16 protein-coding genes are annotated in these 13,694 nt (G+C 66.3%); 5 read left to right on the top strand and 11 right to left on the bottom strand.

Translation table 11 applies throughout. The annotated features are described in order from the left end of the window. Nucleotides 1-96: 96 nt before the first annotated feature. Both ACLV74_RS00145 and gpmA read right to left on the bottom strand, forming a co-directional pair. On the bottom strand, nucleotides 97-1,536 hold the full coding sequence (locus ACLV74_RS00145) for a S41 family peptidase (RefSeq protein ID WP_411877336.1): 1,440 nt from the start codon (nucleotides 1,534-1,536) through the stop codon (nucleotides 97-99). 190 nt (nucleotides 1,537-1,726) lie between these two features. Beyond that, nucleotides 1,727-2,470 (bottom strand): 2,3-diphosphoglycerate-dependent phosphoglycerate mutase, encoded by a 744-nt coding sequence (gene gpmA, locus ACLV74_RS00140; protein ID WP_411877335.1) that lies wholly within the window; start codon nucleotides 2,468-2,470, stop codon nucleotides 1,727-1,729. A 135-nt stretch (nucleotides 2,471-2,605) separates the two neighbouring features. On the opposite strand from gpmA, the gene ACLV74_RS00135 reads away from it, so the two are divergent. The 4 genes from ACLV74_RS00135 to ACLV74_RS00120 all read left to right on the top strand — a co-directional run bounded on the left by ACLV74_RS00135 (nucleotide 2,606) and on the right by ACLV74_RS00120 (nucleotide 5,116). Then, complete coding sequence (locus tag ACLV74_RS00135; protein ID WP_411877334.1) at nucleotides 2,606-3,016, top strand: rhodanese-like domain-containing protein; 411 nt, start codon at nucleotides 2,606-2,608, stop codon at nucleotides 3,014-3,016. Nucleotides 3,017-3,123: 107 nt separating this feature from the next. Then, the gene (gene grxC / locus ACLV74_RS00130; RefSeq protein WP_411877333.1) at nucleotides 3,124-3,387 is read left to right on the top strand and encodes a glutaredoxin 3; all 264 of its coding nucleotides are present in this window, start codon (nucleotides 3,124-3,126) and stop codon (nucleotides 3,385-3,387) included. A 192-nt stretch (nucleotides 3,388-3,579) separates the two neighbouring features. After that, the gene (gene secB, locus ACLV74_RS00125) at nucleotides 3,580-4,044 is read left to right on the top strand and encodes a protein-export chaperone SecB (RefSeq protein ID WP_411877332.1); all 465 of its coding nucleotides are present in this window, start codon (nucleotides 3,580-3,582) and stop codon (nucleotides 4,042-4,044) included. Nucleotides 4,045-4,087: 43 nt separating this feature from the next. Continuing rightward, a complete protein-coding gene (locus ACLV74_RS00120) occupies nucleotides 4,088-5,116 on the top strand; it encodes an NAD(P)H-dependent glycerol-3-phosphate dehydrogenase (protein WP_411877331.1) in 1,029 nt (342 codons plus the stop codon). A gap of 24 nt (nucleotides 5,117-5,140) precedes the next feature. Here ACLV74_RS00120 and ACLV74_RS00115 read toward each other — a convergent pair whose 3' ends face one another. The 9 genes from ACLV74_RS00115 to panD all read right to left on the bottom strand — a co-directional run bounded on the left by ACLV74_RS00115 (nucleotide 5,141) and on the right by panD (nucleotide 12,653). Beyond that, nucleotides 5,141-5,470, bottom strand: a complete 330-nt coding sequence (locus ACLV74_RS00115) for a cupin domain-containing protein (RefSeq protein ID WP_411877330.1) — start codon at nucleotides 5,468-5,470, stop codon at nucleotides 5,141-5,143. Nucleotides 5,471-5,557: 87 nt separating this feature from the next. Then, the gene (locus tag ACLV74_RS00110; RefSeq protein WP_411877329.1) at nucleotides 5,558-6,028 is read right to left on the bottom strand and encodes an N-acetyltransferase family protein; all 471 of its coding nucleotides are present in this window, start codon (nucleotides 6,026-6,028) and stop codon (nucleotides 5,558-5,560) included. 9 nt (nucleotides 6,029-6,037) lie between these two features. Then, nucleotides 6,038-6,886: a pantoate--beta-alanine ligase gene (gene panC, locus ACLV74_RS00105; protein ID WP_411877328.1), complete on the bottom strand. Its 849-nt coding sequence runs from the start codon at nucleotides 6,884-6,886 to the stop codon at nucleotides 6,038-6,040. A 38-nt stretch (nucleotides 6,887-6,924) separates the two neighbouring features. After that, nucleotides 6,925-7,818 (bottom strand): 3-methyl-2-oxobutanoate hydroxymethyltransferase, encoded by an 894-nt coding sequence (panB, locus tag ACLV74_RS00100; RefSeq protein ID WP_411877327.1) that lies wholly within the window; start codon nucleotides 7,816-7,818, stop codon nucleotides 6,925-6,927. A gap of 100 nt (nucleotides 7,819-7,918) precedes the next feature. Next, entirely contained in the window at nucleotides 7,919-8,938 is a 1,020-nt protein-coding gene (gene bioB / locus ACLV74_RS00095; RefSeq protein WP_411877326.1) for a biotin synthase BioB, read from the bottom strand. Nucleotides 8,939-8,994: 56 nt separating this feature from the next. Further along, nucleotides 8,995-10,200 carry an 8-amino-7-oxononanoate synthase gene (gene bioF, locus ACLV74_RS00090; protein WP_411877325.1) on the bottom strand — a complete coding sequence of 402 codons (1,206 nt, stop codon included), beginning with the start codon at nucleotides 10,198-10,200 and terminating at the stop codon, nucleotides 8,995-8,997. Further along, nucleotides 10,191-10,883, bottom strand: coding sequence for a dethiobiotin synthase (gene bioD, locus ACLV74_RS00085; protein WP_411877324.1), 693 nt, complete (start codon nucleotides 10,881-10,883; stop codon nucleotides 10,191-10,193). Before bioD ends, bioF begins: the two co-directional genes overlap by 10 nt. Further along, nucleotides 10,876-12,210, bottom strand: coding sequence for an adenosylmethionine--8-amino-7-oxononanoate transaminase (locus tag ACLV74_RS00080; protein ID WP_411877323.1), 1,335 nt, complete (start codon nucleotides 12,208-12,210; stop codon nucleotides 10,876-10,878). Before ACLV74_RS00080 ends, bioD begins: the two co-directional genes overlap by 8 nt. A 62-nt stretch (nucleotides 12,211-12,272) precedes the next feature. Beyond that, nucleotides 12,273-12,653 carry an aspartate 1-decarboxylase gene (panD, locus tag ACLV74_RS00075; RefSeq protein WP_411877322.1) on the bottom strand — a complete coding sequence of 127 codons (381 nt, stop codon included), beginning with the start codon at nucleotides 12,651-12,653 and terminating at the stop codon, nucleotides 12,273-12,275. A 171-nt stretch (nucleotides 12,654-12,824) separates the two neighbouring features. On the opposite strand from panD, the gene nadC reads away from it, so the two are divergent. Then, nucleotides 12,825-13,694 carry a carboxylating nicotinate-nucleotide diphosphorylase gene (nadC, locus tag ACLV74_RS00070; protein WP_411877321.1) on the top strand — a complete coding sequence of 290 codons (870 nt, stop codon included), beginning with the start codon at nucleotides 12,825-12,827 and terminating at the stop codon, nucleotides 13,692-13,694.

The raw sequence follows: 13,694 nt of genomic DNA, 5'->3' as shown, positions 1-13,694 counted from the left end.
CGCGAGGGCAGGGCAGACCGGGAGAGAGTGCGAAAACAGGCTGAAACAGGGACGGTGCCGGTATTTGCCCGGCGCTATCCCTATTCCATTACGACCTTAATTTTCTTTTTTCTCGTTCTTGGGTTCGACCACGGCCGTCTTGCTGACCAGCACGGGGCGGCCCTTGAGCTGGTTGATGGCCTGGGCCAACTGGAAGTCCTTGTCGCTGCCCAGTTCGGGCGGCCGGCGCTGTTCAGGCGTCTTCTTGGCTTCTTCCTCGAGGCGTTTCAGCGCCTCCTCGCGGGCTTTTTCGCGGTTGGCGTCCTTCACTTCGGCGCCCTGGCCGCTGTTGAGGTGCTTCTCGAGATCGGCTTCGCGGGTGCGCAGCGCGGCGAACGGGCTGCCTTCGGCGGTTTCGTCCACCATCACGTCGGGCACGATGCCGCGCGCCTGGATGGATTTGCCGCTGGGGGTGTAGTAGCGCGCCGTGGTGAGCTTCAGGCCCGTGTCGGGGCCCAGCGGCCGCACGGTTTGCACCGAGCCCTTGCCGAAGGTCTGGTTGCCCATGATGGTGGCGCGCTTGTAATCCTGCAGCGCACCGGCCACGATTTCGCTGGCCGAAGCCGAGCCTTCATTGACCAGCACCACCAGCGGCACGGTCTTGAGGGCCGCGGGCAGGCGCTTGAGCGGGTCTGCGCCGTTGCGGCGCTGGTAGAACTCGGGCGCAGCCTTGTAGGTGAACTTGCTTTCGGCCAGCTGGCCGTTGGTGGACACCACGGTGACGTTTTCAGGCAGGAAAGCCGAAGACACCGCGACGGCCGCATCGAGCAGGCCGCCCGGGTCGTTGCGCAAGTCGAGCACCAGGCCCTTGAGGTTGGGTTCCTGCTTGTAGATCTGCTCGAGCTTGGTCACGAAGTCGTCGACCGTGCGCTCCTGGAACTGGCTCAGGCGGATCCAGGCGTAGCCGGGTTCGACCACCTTGCTGCGGACCGACTGGGTGCGGATTTCTTCGCGCGTGATGGTGACCGGGAAGGTGCGGTTTTCGTCCTTGCGGAAGATCGTCAGCACCACCTTGGTCTTGGGTTCGCCGCGCATCTTCTTGACGGCGTCATTGAGGCTCAGGCCCTTGACGGCGGTGTCGTCGATGCGGGTGATCAGGTCGTTGGGCTTGAGGCCGGCGCGGTCGGCGGGCGAGCCTTCGATCGGCGAAACCACCTTGACGAGGCCGTCTTCCTGGCTGATCTCGATGCCGACGCCGACAAAACGGCCGGTCGTGCCTTCGCGGAATTCCTTGAAGGACTTCTTGTCGAAGTAAACCGAGTGCGGATCCAGGCTGGCCACCATGCCGGAAATGGCGTCGGTGATGAGTTTTTTCTCGTCCACCGGTTCCACGTAATCGGTCTTGACCATGCCGAAAACGGCGGCGAGCTGCTGCAGCTCTTCGAGCGGCAGCGGGGCGATGCCCGCGCGGGCCACCGCCTGCAATTGCACCGTGGTGAGGGCACCCGCCACGGCGCCAATTGAAATCCAGCCTGCAATTTTGAGCTTTTGACCCATAAAAATACCTTCGTTAGCCTGTTGGGGAACCCTTGTTCCCCCTATGGGAAGCAATATACACCTTGGAGAAAGGCCGGGCACCACAGTTCCGCCCCTGGCGCGGCGCGGCACGAAAAAAGAAGCGAAACAGCAGGCTGTTTACAGGACTTTTACACAAAGCCGCACCAACAGGCCTCCAACCGGTGAAATCTCAGGCCTTGCCTTGCGCGCCCACAGCGGCAGCGGCCCTGGCCGCGGCCTCGCTGTCGCCCAGGTAGTAGTGGCGCAGCGGACGCAGTTCGGCGTCCAGTTCGTAGACCAGCGGGATGCCGTTGGGGATGTTGAGCCCGACGATGTCGCTGTCGGAGATGCCGTCCAGGTATTTCACCAGCGCGCGTATGGAATTGCCGTGGGCCGCCACCACGATGCGCTTGCCGGCCTTGATGGCGGGCGCCATGGATTCATTCCAGAAAGGCAGGACGCGGTCCACGGTGTCTTTGAGGCATTCGGTCAGCGGCACCTGCCCGGGCTGCAGCTTGGCGTAACGTGGGTCGCCGCGCTCGCTGCGCGGGTCGTCGGCCTCGAGCGGCGGGGGCGGCGTGTCATAGCTGCGGCGCCAGACCAGGACCTGCTCGTCGCCGAATTTTTTCGCGGTTTCGGCCTTGTTCAGGCCCTGCAGGCCGCCGTAATGCCGCTCGTTGAGGCGCCAGCTGTGCACCACGGGCAGCCAGGTGCGGTCCATTTCGTCCAGCGTATGCCAAAGCGTGCGGGTCGCGCGCTTGAGCACGCTGGTATAAGCCAGGTCAAAGTCGTAGCCTTCGCTTTTGAGCAGCTTGCCGGCGTTCTTGGCCTGTTCGACGCCGGTTTCCGTGAGGTCCACGTCGGTCCAGCCGGTGAAGCGGTTTTCAAGGTTCCAGGTCGATTCGCCGTGGCGTATGAGCACGAGTTTGTACATGGTCGGAAAGGATGAGGAGTGGAAAAAAGGAAGAAAAAAGGAAGAAAGAGGGGAATAAGGAGGGCCGGCGGCAGGGCCATTTCTCCCTCCATTCTAAAATCACGGGTTAGCTGAAAAATACACAAAGGGTATACCGTGAAATTTCTGATCGATAACTGGATGCTGATTTCGATAGCGCTCGCCTCGGGCGGCATGCTGGTTTGGCCCATGATTTCCAGCACCATGAACGCCGGCGCGCTGACCGCCAGCGGCGCGGTGCAGCTGATCAACCGGGAAAAAGCGGTGGTGGTGGACGTCAGCGAAGCCGATGAGTTCGCCGCCGGCCACGTCACAGGCGCCAAAAACGTGCCTTTTGGCGAACTGGAAGAAAAACTCCCCGCCACGGTCAAGAACAAGGGCCTTCCCCTGATCCTGGTTTGCGCCACGGGCGCACGCGCCGGTCGCGCCGTCGCCGTCGCCAAAAAACTCGGTTACGAGCAAGCCCAATCCCTGGGCGGCGGGCTCAAGGCCTGGAAAGAGGCTAACCTTCCCCTTGAAAAGGCCTGAGACAGGTTGGGTCGGACCAAGGCAGGCATGAAACCTGCCTTACCCGGCCGGTCCTGATTCATCCACTTTCACGCGCCGCGCTCACGCCGGCCCGATCCGGAGAAACCATGCAAACCGTCAAGATCTATACCACCGGCACCTGCCCCTATTGCATCCAGGCCAAGCAACTGCTCAAGCAGCGCGGCGTCACCGAGCTCGATGAAATCCGCGTCGACATGGTCCCCGGCGAACGCCAGAAGATGATGGACATCACCGGGCGGCGCACGGTGCCGCAGATCTTCATCGGCGAGACCCACGTGGGCGGCTGCGACGACCTGATGGCCCTCGACGGCCGTGGCGGCTTGATGCCACTGCTGAACAACAACGCTTGAGCGTTAGAGGGCTCCTCTCCCCACCAGCCGGGGCCGCGGGACTGGCTTCGCCAGACCGCAGGCGCAGCGGCTCCCTCGGGGGGGCAGGGAGCTACACCAAGTGAGCAACCGTGGGGTCCATATAATCATTTGTTGGTCGCCGGCTTGCCGCGCATCCGAATCTCAACTTTCCCCAGCACCCGAAAGAACACCATGGCTGAAGCCAATCTTGACCCCGTATTCCAGATCCAGCGCGTTTACCTCAAGGACGTGTCGCTGGAGCAGCCCAATTCCCCCGAAATCCTGCTGAACCAGGACCAGCCCAGCGTGGACATCCAGCTCGGCGTCGGCGCCACCCCCATTGCTGAAGGCCTTTTTGAAGTGTCCGTCACGGCTACCGTGCAGACCAAGATCGCCGACAAGACCGTGTTCCTGGTCGAAGCCAAGCAGGCCGGCATCTTTGAAATCCGCAACGTGCCGCCCGAGCAGATGGGTTCCATCCTGGGCATCGCCTGCCCGCAAATCGTTTACCCCTACCTGCGCGGCAACGTCGCCGACGTGATCCAGCGCGGCGGTTTCCCGCCCGTGCACATGGCTGAAATCAACTTCCAGGCCATGTACGAGCAGCAGCAGGCCGAAGCCGCCGCCGCACCGGCCGCGTCCCAGATCATCGTGTGATGGCCCGCCGGGGTGAACGCCCCGGCCGCCTCATGATGTCCTCATGAAAATACTGGTCATCGGCGCGGGCGCCTGGGGCACGGCGCTGGCCGTCAGCAGTGCTTCGCGCCACCGGGTCACGCTATGGGCGCGTGATGCGGCGCAACTTGCCGGCCTGAAATCAGAACGCACCAATACCCGCTATCTGCCCGGCATTGCCTTGCCGGCCGCCCTGGCTTTGCAGGGCGGCGATGTGCCGCTGCCCCAGGTGGTGGACGGGCAAGACCTCATCATCCTCGCGACGCCGGTTTCGGCGGCCCGCGGCATGCTGCAAAGCCTGCAGCATGCGGGCGCGCCCGTGGCCTGGCTCAGCAAGGGGTTTGAGGCGCCCGTGGCCCCCATAGCTGCAGTGCCGGCATCTTCTTCCCCGTTCGGGTTGATGGTCCATGAAATCCGCGCGCAAGCCGCTCCCGATCTGAGGGCGGGTGTGCTCAGCGGCCCCAGCTTCGCGCAGGAAGTCGCGCGCGGCCAGCCGACCGCGCTTGTCGCCGCCAGCGAACATGCCGAGGTGCGCGACGCGCTGGTCGCCGCGTTCCACGGCGCCACCCTGCGTGTTTACGCCAACGACGACGTGGTGGGCGTGGAAGTGGGCGGTGCCGTCAAGAACGTGCTGGCCATTGCCACGGGCCTGTGCGACGGGCTGCAACTGGGCCTGAACGCCCGCGCCGCGCTCATCACGCGCGGCCTGGCTGAAATGACGCGCCTGGGCGTGGCGCTGGGCGCCCGCGCCGAAACCTTCACCGGCCTCTCGGGCCTGGGCGACCTGGTGCTGACGGCCACCGGCGACCTGAGCCGCAACCGCAAGGTCGGCCTGCTGCTGGCCCAGGGCCGGACGCTGGCGCAGGCGGTTGATTCACTGGGCCATGTCGCCGAGGGTGTGTATTGCGCCCGCACCGTGGTGCAGCGCGCCGCCGGCCTGGGCGTCGAGATGCCGATTGCGCAAAGCGTCGTGGCCCTGCTGGACGGCAAACTGCAGCCCGCCGAAGCGGTGACGATGCTGATGGGCCGTGGGCCGACGGCCGAGCTGGCCTGAATTCCACGTCACACCGGGGTGTGTTTATTTGCGCAGGTGCAACGTCACCAGCAGCGAAGCGTCCCGCACCGCTGTCAGGCCGTGCGGCACGCCGCCGGCCAGCCAGAGCAGCTGGCCGGCTTTCATGGGCTGGGTCTGGCCGTTCGCGGTAAAGGCCACTTCACCTTCCAGGCACTGCACGGTGATTTCGCCCTTGACCTGGTGCGAGGGCACGGACTTGCCGGCCGGCACGATGAGGCGCATGACCTCCAGCTCCTCGCTTTTGAACAGCGCGACGGTGCGTCCCTCGGAGAGCTTGCCCGCCAGTGGCTGGACGTCAATGAGCTGCCCGGATGCGGCGTGGGGAATGGCCATGGTGAACTCCTGCAAACGTGGGGTGGGCGCCTGTCTGTGAACTTTATACCCCAAGGCCGGCGGCATGCGCCCTCACGTTTGACCTGATCAGGCCGCCGGCAAAACTGTCTTGTTGTAGTACAGGAAGACCTCATCGCGCACCCAGCCCAGCGATTCATACAGGGCCTGCGCCGCATGATTGGTTCTGGCGGTGCTCAGGTCCAGCCGCGCAAAGCCGTGCTGCCGCGCGTGTTCGTGGGCGGCCTGCATCAGCGCGCGGCCGGCGCCGGTCTGGCGGGCTTCGGGCGCCACATACAGGTCGTACAGCGTATAGATCGGCTGGGCGATCACCGAGCAGAAGCCCGGGTAGAGCTGGCAGAAACCGACGATGGTTTTCGCTGCGTCCGCGGCCTGCGCGACCAGGATCACCGATTCCGCGTTTCGCATGCGGTCGCCGATAAACCGCAGCGCCAGCGCCGCGTCGGCGGGCTGCTCATAAAACTGCCGGTAGGCGTCAAACAGCGCGGCCAAGGCCGGCAGGTCGGACAGGGCCGCGAGGCGGATGGACGGCGCGCTCATGCCGGCGGACTAGATTTCCAGGTTGTCGATCAAGCGCGTGCTGCCCAGCTTGGCCGCGCCCAGCACCACCAGCGGTTCGCCGGCCAGCGGGCCTTGCGGCGCCAGCAGGTCGGCGCGGCGGCGCACGGTCAGGTAATCGGGCTTCCAGCCGCGGCGCGCCAGCGCCTGCATGGCCTGGGCTTCCAGCGCGGGCAGGTCGGGCGTGCCGCCGGCGCGGGCGGCTTCGCCCAGCGCGCGTATGGCTTTGGACAGTTCCACGGCCTCGGCGCGCTCGGCGGCGCTCAGGTAGCCGTTGCGGGACGACAGCGCCAGGCCGTCTTCGGCGCGCTGGGTTTCACCGGCCAGGATCTCGATGGGCAGCGCGAACTGCTGCACCATGCGGCGCACCACCATGACCTGCTGGTAGTCCTTCTTGCCGAAAGCCGCGATGCCCGAAGGCATGCCGGCGAACACGCAGGAAAACAGCTTGAGCACCACGGTGCTCACGCCGATGAAAAAACCGGGCCGGAAGTGGCCCTCAAGGATGTCGCTCAGGTCCGTGGCCGGGTGCACCTTGTAGGTTTGCGGCTCGGGATAGAGGTGTTTTTCCAGCGGCGCGAACAGCACGTTGCAGCCGGCCGCCTTCAGGCGCTCGGCGTCGGCATCCAGCGTGCGCGGGTAGCTGTCGAAGTCCTCGTGCGGCGCGAACTGCAGGCGGTTCACGAAGATGCTGGAGACGGTGACGTCGCCCAGCGGCTTGGCCTGCTTGACCAGGGCGATGTGGCCATCGTGCAGGTTGCCCATGGTGGGCACAAAGGCCGGCCGCTTGAAAGGGCTCAGGGCCTCGCGCAGCTCGGGGATGGTATGGACGATCTGCATCATGTCTCCAGAAAAGGGGGGGCGCAAGGGGGCGGGGCTCACCACGCGTGGGTGGCGTTCACCGGAAAGCTGCCGTCTTTCACGGCGCGCACATAGGCTTCCATGGCGCCGCGCACACTCGCGGTCTTGTTGTCGGCGCCTTCCATGAAGTTGCGCACGAACTTCGGCATCTTGCCCAGGTTCATGCCCAGCATGTCGTGCAGCACCAGCACCTGGCCGGCGGTGCCGTCGCCCGCGCCTATGCCTATGGTGGGGCAGTGCGCGAGTTCTTTGGTCAGTTCGGCCGACAGCGCCGCAGGCACCATCTCAAGCACCACCATGGCGGCGCCGGCGTCCTGCAGTTCATGCGCATGGCGCTTGAGCAGTGCGCCGGCTTCGTCGCCCTTGCCCTGTACACGGTAGCCGCCCAGCGCATGCACGGTCTGCGGCGTCAGGCCCAGGTGGGCGCAGACGGGAATGCCGCGCTCGACCAGGAAGCGCACGGTCTCGGCTGTCCAGCCGCCGCCTTCCAGCTTGACCATGTGGGCGCCGGCCTGCATCAGCACCGCGGCGCTGCGCAGGGCCTGCTCTTTCGATTCGTGGTAACTGCCGAAAGGCAGGTCGCCGATCAGCCAGGCCGTGGCCTGCGAGCGGCGCAGGCCGTTGGCCACGCATTCGGTGTGGTGGCGCATGGTCTCCAGTGTCACGCCGACGGTGCTGGTCAGGCCCTGGCAGACCATGCCCAGCGAATCGCCCACCAGGATGCATTCCACACCCGACGCATCGGCTACGGCCGCGAAGGTTGCGTCGTAGGCCGTCAGCATGGTGATTTTTTCGCCGTGCGCATGCATCTCGCGCAGGCGCGGCAGGCTCAGCGGCTTGCGCGCCGACGGCGTGGATGAAGGCGGCAGCGTGCCGTAAGGCGTGACGGAAGTATTGGCAGGGGTCGTCATGGGGCGGGTCCGGAATTTAGCGAGAGTCTAACCAGCTTCACCGTGCTTTTTGGCGCGCGGTTTAGAGAGCCCAGACAAGGCAGGGTCTGCTGTTACGGGCTTAACGGATCTCGGGCGCCGAGCGGCTCATGCCCAGGCGTTCGAGCAGCTTCACGTCCGCCTCGGTGTCGGGGTTGCCGGTGGTCAGCAGCTTGTCGCCGTAAAAAATCGAATTGGCGCCGGCCAGGAAACACAGGGCCTGCACGCCGTCGCCCATCTGCTGGCGGCCGGCCGACAGGCGCACGCGCGCGGTCGGCATGGTGATGCGGGCCACGGCAATCGTGCGCACGAATTCAAACGGGTCCAGGTCGGCCTGGTTGGCAAGCGGCGTGCCTTCGACCTTCACGAGGTTATTGATGGGCACCGACTCGGGGTAGGGCGTGAGGTTGGCGAGCTCGGCCACCAGGCCGGCGCGCTGGCGGCGCGTCTCGCCCATGCCGACGATGCCGCCGCAGCAGACCTTGACGCCGGCGCTGCGCACGCGCGCCAGCGTGTCCAGGCGGTCCTGGTAGTCGCGCGTGGTGATGATGTCGCCGTAAAAATCGGGCGCGCTGTCCAGGTTGTGGTTGTAATAGTCCAGGCCGGCGCTTTGCAGGGTTTGCGCATGGCCGTCTTCCAGCATGCCCAGCGTGGCGCAGGTCTCCAGGCCCAGGGCTTTCACGGTGCGCACGAGTTCGGCGACTTTTTCAATGTCGCGGTCTTTCGGCGAGCGCCAGGCCGCGCCCATGCAAAAGCGCGTGGCGCCGGCGGCCTGCGCGCGCTGCGCGGCGGCCAGCACCTCGGCCGGCTCCATGAGTTTGCTGGCTTCCACGCCGGTGTCGTAGCGCGCGGCCTGCGGGCAGTAGCCGCAGTCTTCGGCGCAGCCGCCGGTTTTTACCGACAGCAGCGTGGCGAACTCGATGCGCGTCGGGTCGAAGTTTTCGCGGTGCACGGTCTGCGCGCGGTGCATCAGTTCAGGGAAGGGCAGGTTGAACAGCGCCTCGATGGCGTCCACGCTCCAGCGTTGGTCGCCGGCGGGGGCTGGCTCAGCCTTGGGCCGGGGGCGGTGCAAGGTAACGGTTTGTTCTGCAACGTGGGACATGTGTCTTCCTTCCGGGGATGGGTTTTGGAGTCTAGCTGAAGAGATTTGCGGGGTGATCAAGCGGCCTGCTTCGCCAGCGCGGCCAGGGCTTCGATCAATTGGCCGACGTCGGCCTCGCTGTGCGCCGCCGACAGTGCAATGCGCAGCCGCGCCGTGCCCTCGGGCACCGTGGGCGGGCGTATCGCGGGTACCCAGATGCCGCGCGCGCGCAGGCCTTCCATCACGGCCAGGGACTGGTCGTTGGGGCCTATCAGCAGCGGTTGGATGGCGGTTTGCGAAGCCGAGAGTTGCCAGCCGCTGCCCCGCAGGCCCGACGTGAGGCCATCACGCAGGCGCGCAATAAGACGCTGCAAATGCGCGCGCCGCCACTCGTCCTGTTCGATGACCTTCAGGCTGGCGCGAAGGGCGCTCGCCAGCAGCGCGGGCGCGGCCGTGGCAAAGATATAACTGCGGGTTTTTTGCAGCAGCCACTCGATGAGCGCCTCGTCGCCCGCCACAAAAGCACCGGCCACACCGGCGGCCTTGCCCAGCGTGGCCATGTAGAGCACGCGGCGCGAGGCCCGCGCGCCGTGCAGCCCGGCGGCCGCAAGGCTGCCGCGACCCTGCGGCCCCAGCACGCCAAAGCCGTGGGCGTCATCGAGCAGCAACAGGGCATCGTGGCGCTCGCACAGCGCAAGCAGCGCGGCAATGTCGGCGCTGTCGCCGTCCATGCTGAAGACGGCATCGCTGATCACCAGCTTGCGCGGCGCTTCGCTGCGCGCGAGTTCGTTCGCCAGCGCGTCCAGGTCGGCGTGCGCGTAGCGGTGTATCTGCGCGCGTGACAGCCGCGCGCCGTCGATCAGGCAGGCATGGTTGAGCGCATCCGAAAAAATCGCGTCACCGGCGCCCACCAGCGCCGGCACGATGCCGATGTTGGTGGCATAGCCGGCATAAAAATACAGCGCGCGCGGCAGGCCGACAAAGGCCGCGAGTTCCTGCTCCAGCGCCGCGTTGGCCGCACTGTGGCCGCTGACCAGCGGCGAAGCGCCTGCCCCCACGCCATAAGCCTGCGCGCCCTCGCAGGCCGCTTGCACCAAAGCCGGGTGCGTGGCCAGGCCCAGGTAGTCGTTGCTGCAAAAAGCCAGCATGCTCTGGCCGTCGACCGTCAGGCGCGCGCCGCTTTCGGGCAGCACCACACGGCGCTTGCGGCGCAGGTGCGCGGCGTCCAGTTCGGCCAGGCGCGCCGGAAATTCATCGAGCCAGGAAGCGGACGTCATTGCCATGCGGGGGGAAGGTCAAAAGCGACCGCGCGCGGGTCGGGCACGGCCTGCCAGGCGATGGTGGCCAGCAGCGGCGCATCGAGTTTTTTGCGCAGGAAGGCGATGTTGTCTTCCTGCGCGAGCATGGCGGCGTCCACGTGGTTGGCCACCCAGCCTGCCAGCGTGAGGCCGCGCGCGCGTATGGCGCCGGCGCTGAGCAACGCATGGTTCAGGCAGCCCAGCCGCAGGCCCACCACCAGCACCACGGGCAGGCCCAGTGCCTCGGCCAGGTCGGCGCCGGTTTCGCTGTCTGACAGCGGCACCTGGAAACCGCCCGCGCCTTCCACCACCACGGCGTCGGCCAGCAGCGCGAGCCGGCGCTGGCAGGCCACCAGGTCCGCGATGCGAATGGGCCGGCCGGCGCGGGCCGCGGCGATGTGCGGCGACACCGGGTCGGGCAGCAGCACCGGGTTGTCGAGTTCGGGCGGCACGCGGCAGGTGGAGGCGGCGCGCAGCGCGACCACGTCTTCGTTCACGTCTACGCCATCGACATTCACCGTGCCCGCCGCCACCGGCTTCATGCCGACCACGCGCACATGGTGGCGGGCCAACGCATGCAGCAGTCCAGCGCTGACCAGGGTCTTGCCCACGCCGGTATCGGTGCCGGTCACGAACAGCGAGAGCGGCCTGCGCGCGGCTTCAGCCATGGGTGCTTCCCTCTTCGGCCAGCGTGGCCTTCAGCGCCGCCAGCGCGCCGCGCGCCAGGTGCTGCGCGGATTCCGCATCCATCACATAGGGCGGCATCGCGTAAATCGTCTGGCCAATGGGGCGCAGCAGCACGCCGTTCGCCATGGCGTGCTGCGCGTAGCGGCGGGCGAAGTGGGGCAACTGGCCGGGTTTGATGTCCCAGGCCCAGATCATGCCCAGCCTGCGGGCGTTGCGCACGGCCGGGTGGCCGGTCAGCGGCGCGAAAGCCTTGTCCAGCATCTGCGCTGTTTCGGCGTTGCGCGCCAGCGCGTCGGTTTGCTCAAACAGTTCCAGGGTAGCCAGCGCCGCGCGGCAGGCCAGCGGGTTGCCGGTGTAGGAATGCGAATGCAAAAATCCGCGCGCCACGTCGTCGTCGAAAAAAGCTTCGTAGACCGCGTCGGTGGTCAGCACGGCCGACAGCGGCAGCGTACCGCCGGTCAGGCCTTTGGAGAGGCAGATGAAGTCGGGCCGTATGCCCGCCTGCTGGTGCGCGAACATCGTGCCGCTCCGGCCGAAGCCGGTGGCGATTTCGTCGGCGATCAAATGCACTTCGTAGCGGTCGCACAGCGCGCGCGCTTCGCGCAGGTAGGCCGGGTCATGCATGGCCATGCCTGCGGCGCACTGCACCAGCGGCTCGACGATGAGCGCTGCGGTTTGCGCGTGGTGCTGTTCCAGCCAGGCCTGCAGGCCTGCGGCCGCGCGGTGCGCAACGTCCGCCCCGCTTTCGCCCGCCTGCGCGCCGCGCGCATCGGGGCTGGGCACGATGGCGGCCAGCCGGACGAGCGGCGCATAGGCTTCGCGAAAGAGCGCGATGTCGGTCACGGCCAGCGCGCCCACTGTTTCGCCGTGGTAGCCGCCGGCCAGGCCGATGAAACGGTTTTTCTGCGGCCGGCCGCTGTTGCGCCAGTAGTGCGCGCTCATCTTGAGCGCGATCTCGGTGGCGCTGGCGCCGTCGCTGCCGTAGAAGGCATGGCCCAGGCCGGTCAGCGCGCCCAGGCGCTCGGAGAGTTCCACGACGGGCGCGTGCGTGAAGCCGGCCAGCATCACGTGATCCAGGGTGTCCAGCTGGTCGCGCAGCGCCGCCTTGATGTGCGGATGGCCATGGCCGAACAGGTTGACCCACCACGAGCTGATGCCGTCCAGGTAACGGTTGCCTTCAAAGTCGTAAAGCCATACGCCTTGGGCGCGCGCAATCGGCACGGGCGGCTGTGATTCATGCAGCTTCATCTGCGTGCATGGGTGCCACACGTGGCGCAGGCTGCGCCGGGTCATCGCTGCGTTGTCCATGGGGCCTTGTGTGAGAGACGGGGTAAGGAACGCGGCCGCGCATTGCGGCGGGCCGCTAGGGCTCAGGCCTGCTGCACCGGGATGGTGGAGCGCTCTTCCTTGATGCGGTTGTCCGGGTTCACGAACACCAGCTTCGGGCTGAAGCCTTTGACGTGTTCTTCATGCACCTGCGCGAATGCGGCGATGATGACCAGGTCGCCCACGGCGGCACGGCGCGCGGCCGAGCCGTTGACCGAGATGATGCGGCTGCCGCGTTCGGCACGTATCGCGTAGGTGATGAAACGCTCGCCGTTGTTGATGTTCCAGATGTGCACCTGCTCGTTCTCGGCCAGGTTGGCGGCGTCCAGCAGGTCTTCATCGATGGCGCAGGAGCCTTCGTAGTTGAGTTCGCAATGCGTCACCGCGGCGCGGTGGATTTTGGATTTGAGCAGGGTTCTGAACATGGTGGGCGTGTGTGGAATCGGGCAACAGGGAGCGCCATTGTGGGCGGATGAATCGCCCCGCAAATCGCGGCGAAGGGGCTACGCGCCAGTCGCTGTAACATTTGCGACAGTTTTCGGCTCTATTTAATAGTTTAGTGCACGGTATGGCGTGCTTTCAATCTTAGATTGCTCATGAAAAAGTCATTTGATTTCACCGCTCAGGCGGTCGCTGTTTTGGCGCAGGCAGACGCGGCGCGCGCGCTTGCCGAAGACGTGGGCGCGGGCGACCTGACGGCGGGCCTGATCGACCCGGCGCGCCAGGCGCGGGCCCAGGTGGTGGCGCGCGAAAGCGCCGTTGTCTGCGGTGCCGCCTGGGTGGAGGCCACCATGCGGCAGCTTGACCCGCAGGCGCAACTCATCTGGCATGTCAAGGACGGCGAGCGCTGCGAAGCCGGCCAGGTGGTCTTCGAGGTGCGCGGCCGTGCCCGTGCCCTGCTCTCTGCCGAACGCACCGCGCTCAATTTTCTGCAACTGCTCAGCGCCGTCGCGACCAAGACGGCGATCTACGTCGACATCGTGAAGGGCACGCCCGCGCAGATCGTCGACACCCGCAAGACCTTGCCCGGCCTGCGGCTGGCGCAGAAATACGCGGTGGTGACGGGCGGCGGCGTCAATCACCGTGTCGGTTTGTATGACGCGGTGCTGATCAAGGAAAACCACATCGCGGCGGCCGGCGGCATTGCCCAGGTGCTGGCGCGCGCGGCCGAGGTCGCGGCGCAGGCCGACTTTGTGCAGATCGAGGTCGAAAATCTCGATGAACTGGCCCAGGCGCTGGACGCCGGCGCGCGCATGATCCTGCTGGACAACATGAGCCTGCCCAACCTGAAGGAGTCGGTGCGCATCAACGCCGGCCGCGCCGTGCTGGAAATTTCGGGCGGCGTCACGCTGGACGGCCTGCGCATCCTGGCCGAAACCGGCGTGCACCGCATCTCCGTCGGCACGCTGACCAAGGACGTGCGGGCGATTGATTTTTCGATGCGTTTTGACGCGCAGGCGGTGTAA

The sequence above is a fragment of the Polaromonas sp. YR568 genome (assembly GCF_943369415.1).
In the GTDB taxonomy this organism is placed as follows: domain Bacteria; phylum Pseudomonadota; class Gammaproteobacteria; order Burkholderiales; family Burkholderiaceae_C; genus Polaromonas.
The sequence above is the reverse complement of the archived record's forward strand: the minus strand, read 5'-3'. Positions and strand labels throughout refer to the sequence as shown.

Excerpts from the sequence above, each read along its gene's own strand:
- grxC (WP_411877333.1), top strand. The coding sequence starts at position 3,124 with ATGCAAACCGTCAAGATCTATACCACCGGCACCTGCCCCTATTGCATC.
- panC (WP_411877328.1), bottom strand. The coding sequence starts at position 6,886 with ATGCAGATCGTCCATACCATCCCCGAGCTGCGCGAGGCCCTGAGCCCT.
- ACLV74_RS00115 (WP_411877330.1), bottom strand. The coding sequence starts at position 5,470 with ATGGCCATTCCCCACGCCGCATCCGGGCAGCTCATTGACGTCCAGCCA.
- ACLV74_RS00145 (WP_411877336.1), bottom strand. The coding sequence starts at position 1,536 with ATGGGTCAAAAGCTCAAAATTGCAGGCTGGATTTCAATTGGCGCCGTG.
- gpmA (WP_411877335.1), bottom strand. The coding sequence starts at position 2,470 with ATGTACAAACTCGTGCTCATACGCCACGGCGAATCGACCTGGAACCTT.
- panD (WP_411877322.1), bottom strand. The coding sequence starts at position 12,653 with ATGTTCAGAACCCTGCTCAAATCCAAAATCCACCGCGCCGCGGTGACG.
- bioB (WP_411877326.1), bottom strand. The coding sequence starts at position 8,938 with ATGTCCCACGTTGCAGAACAAACCGTTACCTTGCACCGCCCCCGGCCC.
- panB (WP_411877327.1), bottom strand. The coding sequence starts at position 7,818 with ATGACGACCCCTGCCAATACTTCCGTCACGCCTTACGGCACGCTGCCG.
- ACLV74_RS00080 (WP_411877323.1), bottom strand. The coding sequence starts at position 12,210 with ATGGACAACGCAGCGATGACCCGGCGCAGCCTGCGCCACGTGTGGCAC.
- secB (WP_411877332.1), top strand. The coding sequence starts at position 3,580 with ATGGCTGAAGCCAATCTTGACCCCGTATTCCAGATCCAGCGCGTTTAC.
- bioD (WP_411877324.1), bottom strand. The coding sequence starts at position 10,883 with ATGGCTGAAGCCGCGCGCAGGCCGCTCTCGCTGTTCGTGACCGGCACC.
- nadC (WP_411877321.1), top strand. The coding sequence starts at position 12,825 with ATGAAAAAGTCATTTGATTTCACCGCTCAGGCGGTCGCTGTTTTGGCG.
- bioF (WP_411877325.1), bottom strand. The coding sequence starts at position 10,200 with ATGGCAATGACGTCCGCTTCCTGGCTCGATGAATTTCCGGCGCGCCTG.
- ACLV74_RS00120 (WP_411877331.1), top strand. The coding sequence starts at position 4,088 with ATGAAAATACTGGTCATCGGCGCGGGCGCCTGGGGCACGGCGCTGGCC.
- ACLV74_RS00110 (WP_411877329.1), bottom strand. The coding sequence starts at position 6,028 with ATGAGCGCGCCGTCCATCCGCCTCGCGGCCCTGTCCGACCTGCCGGCC.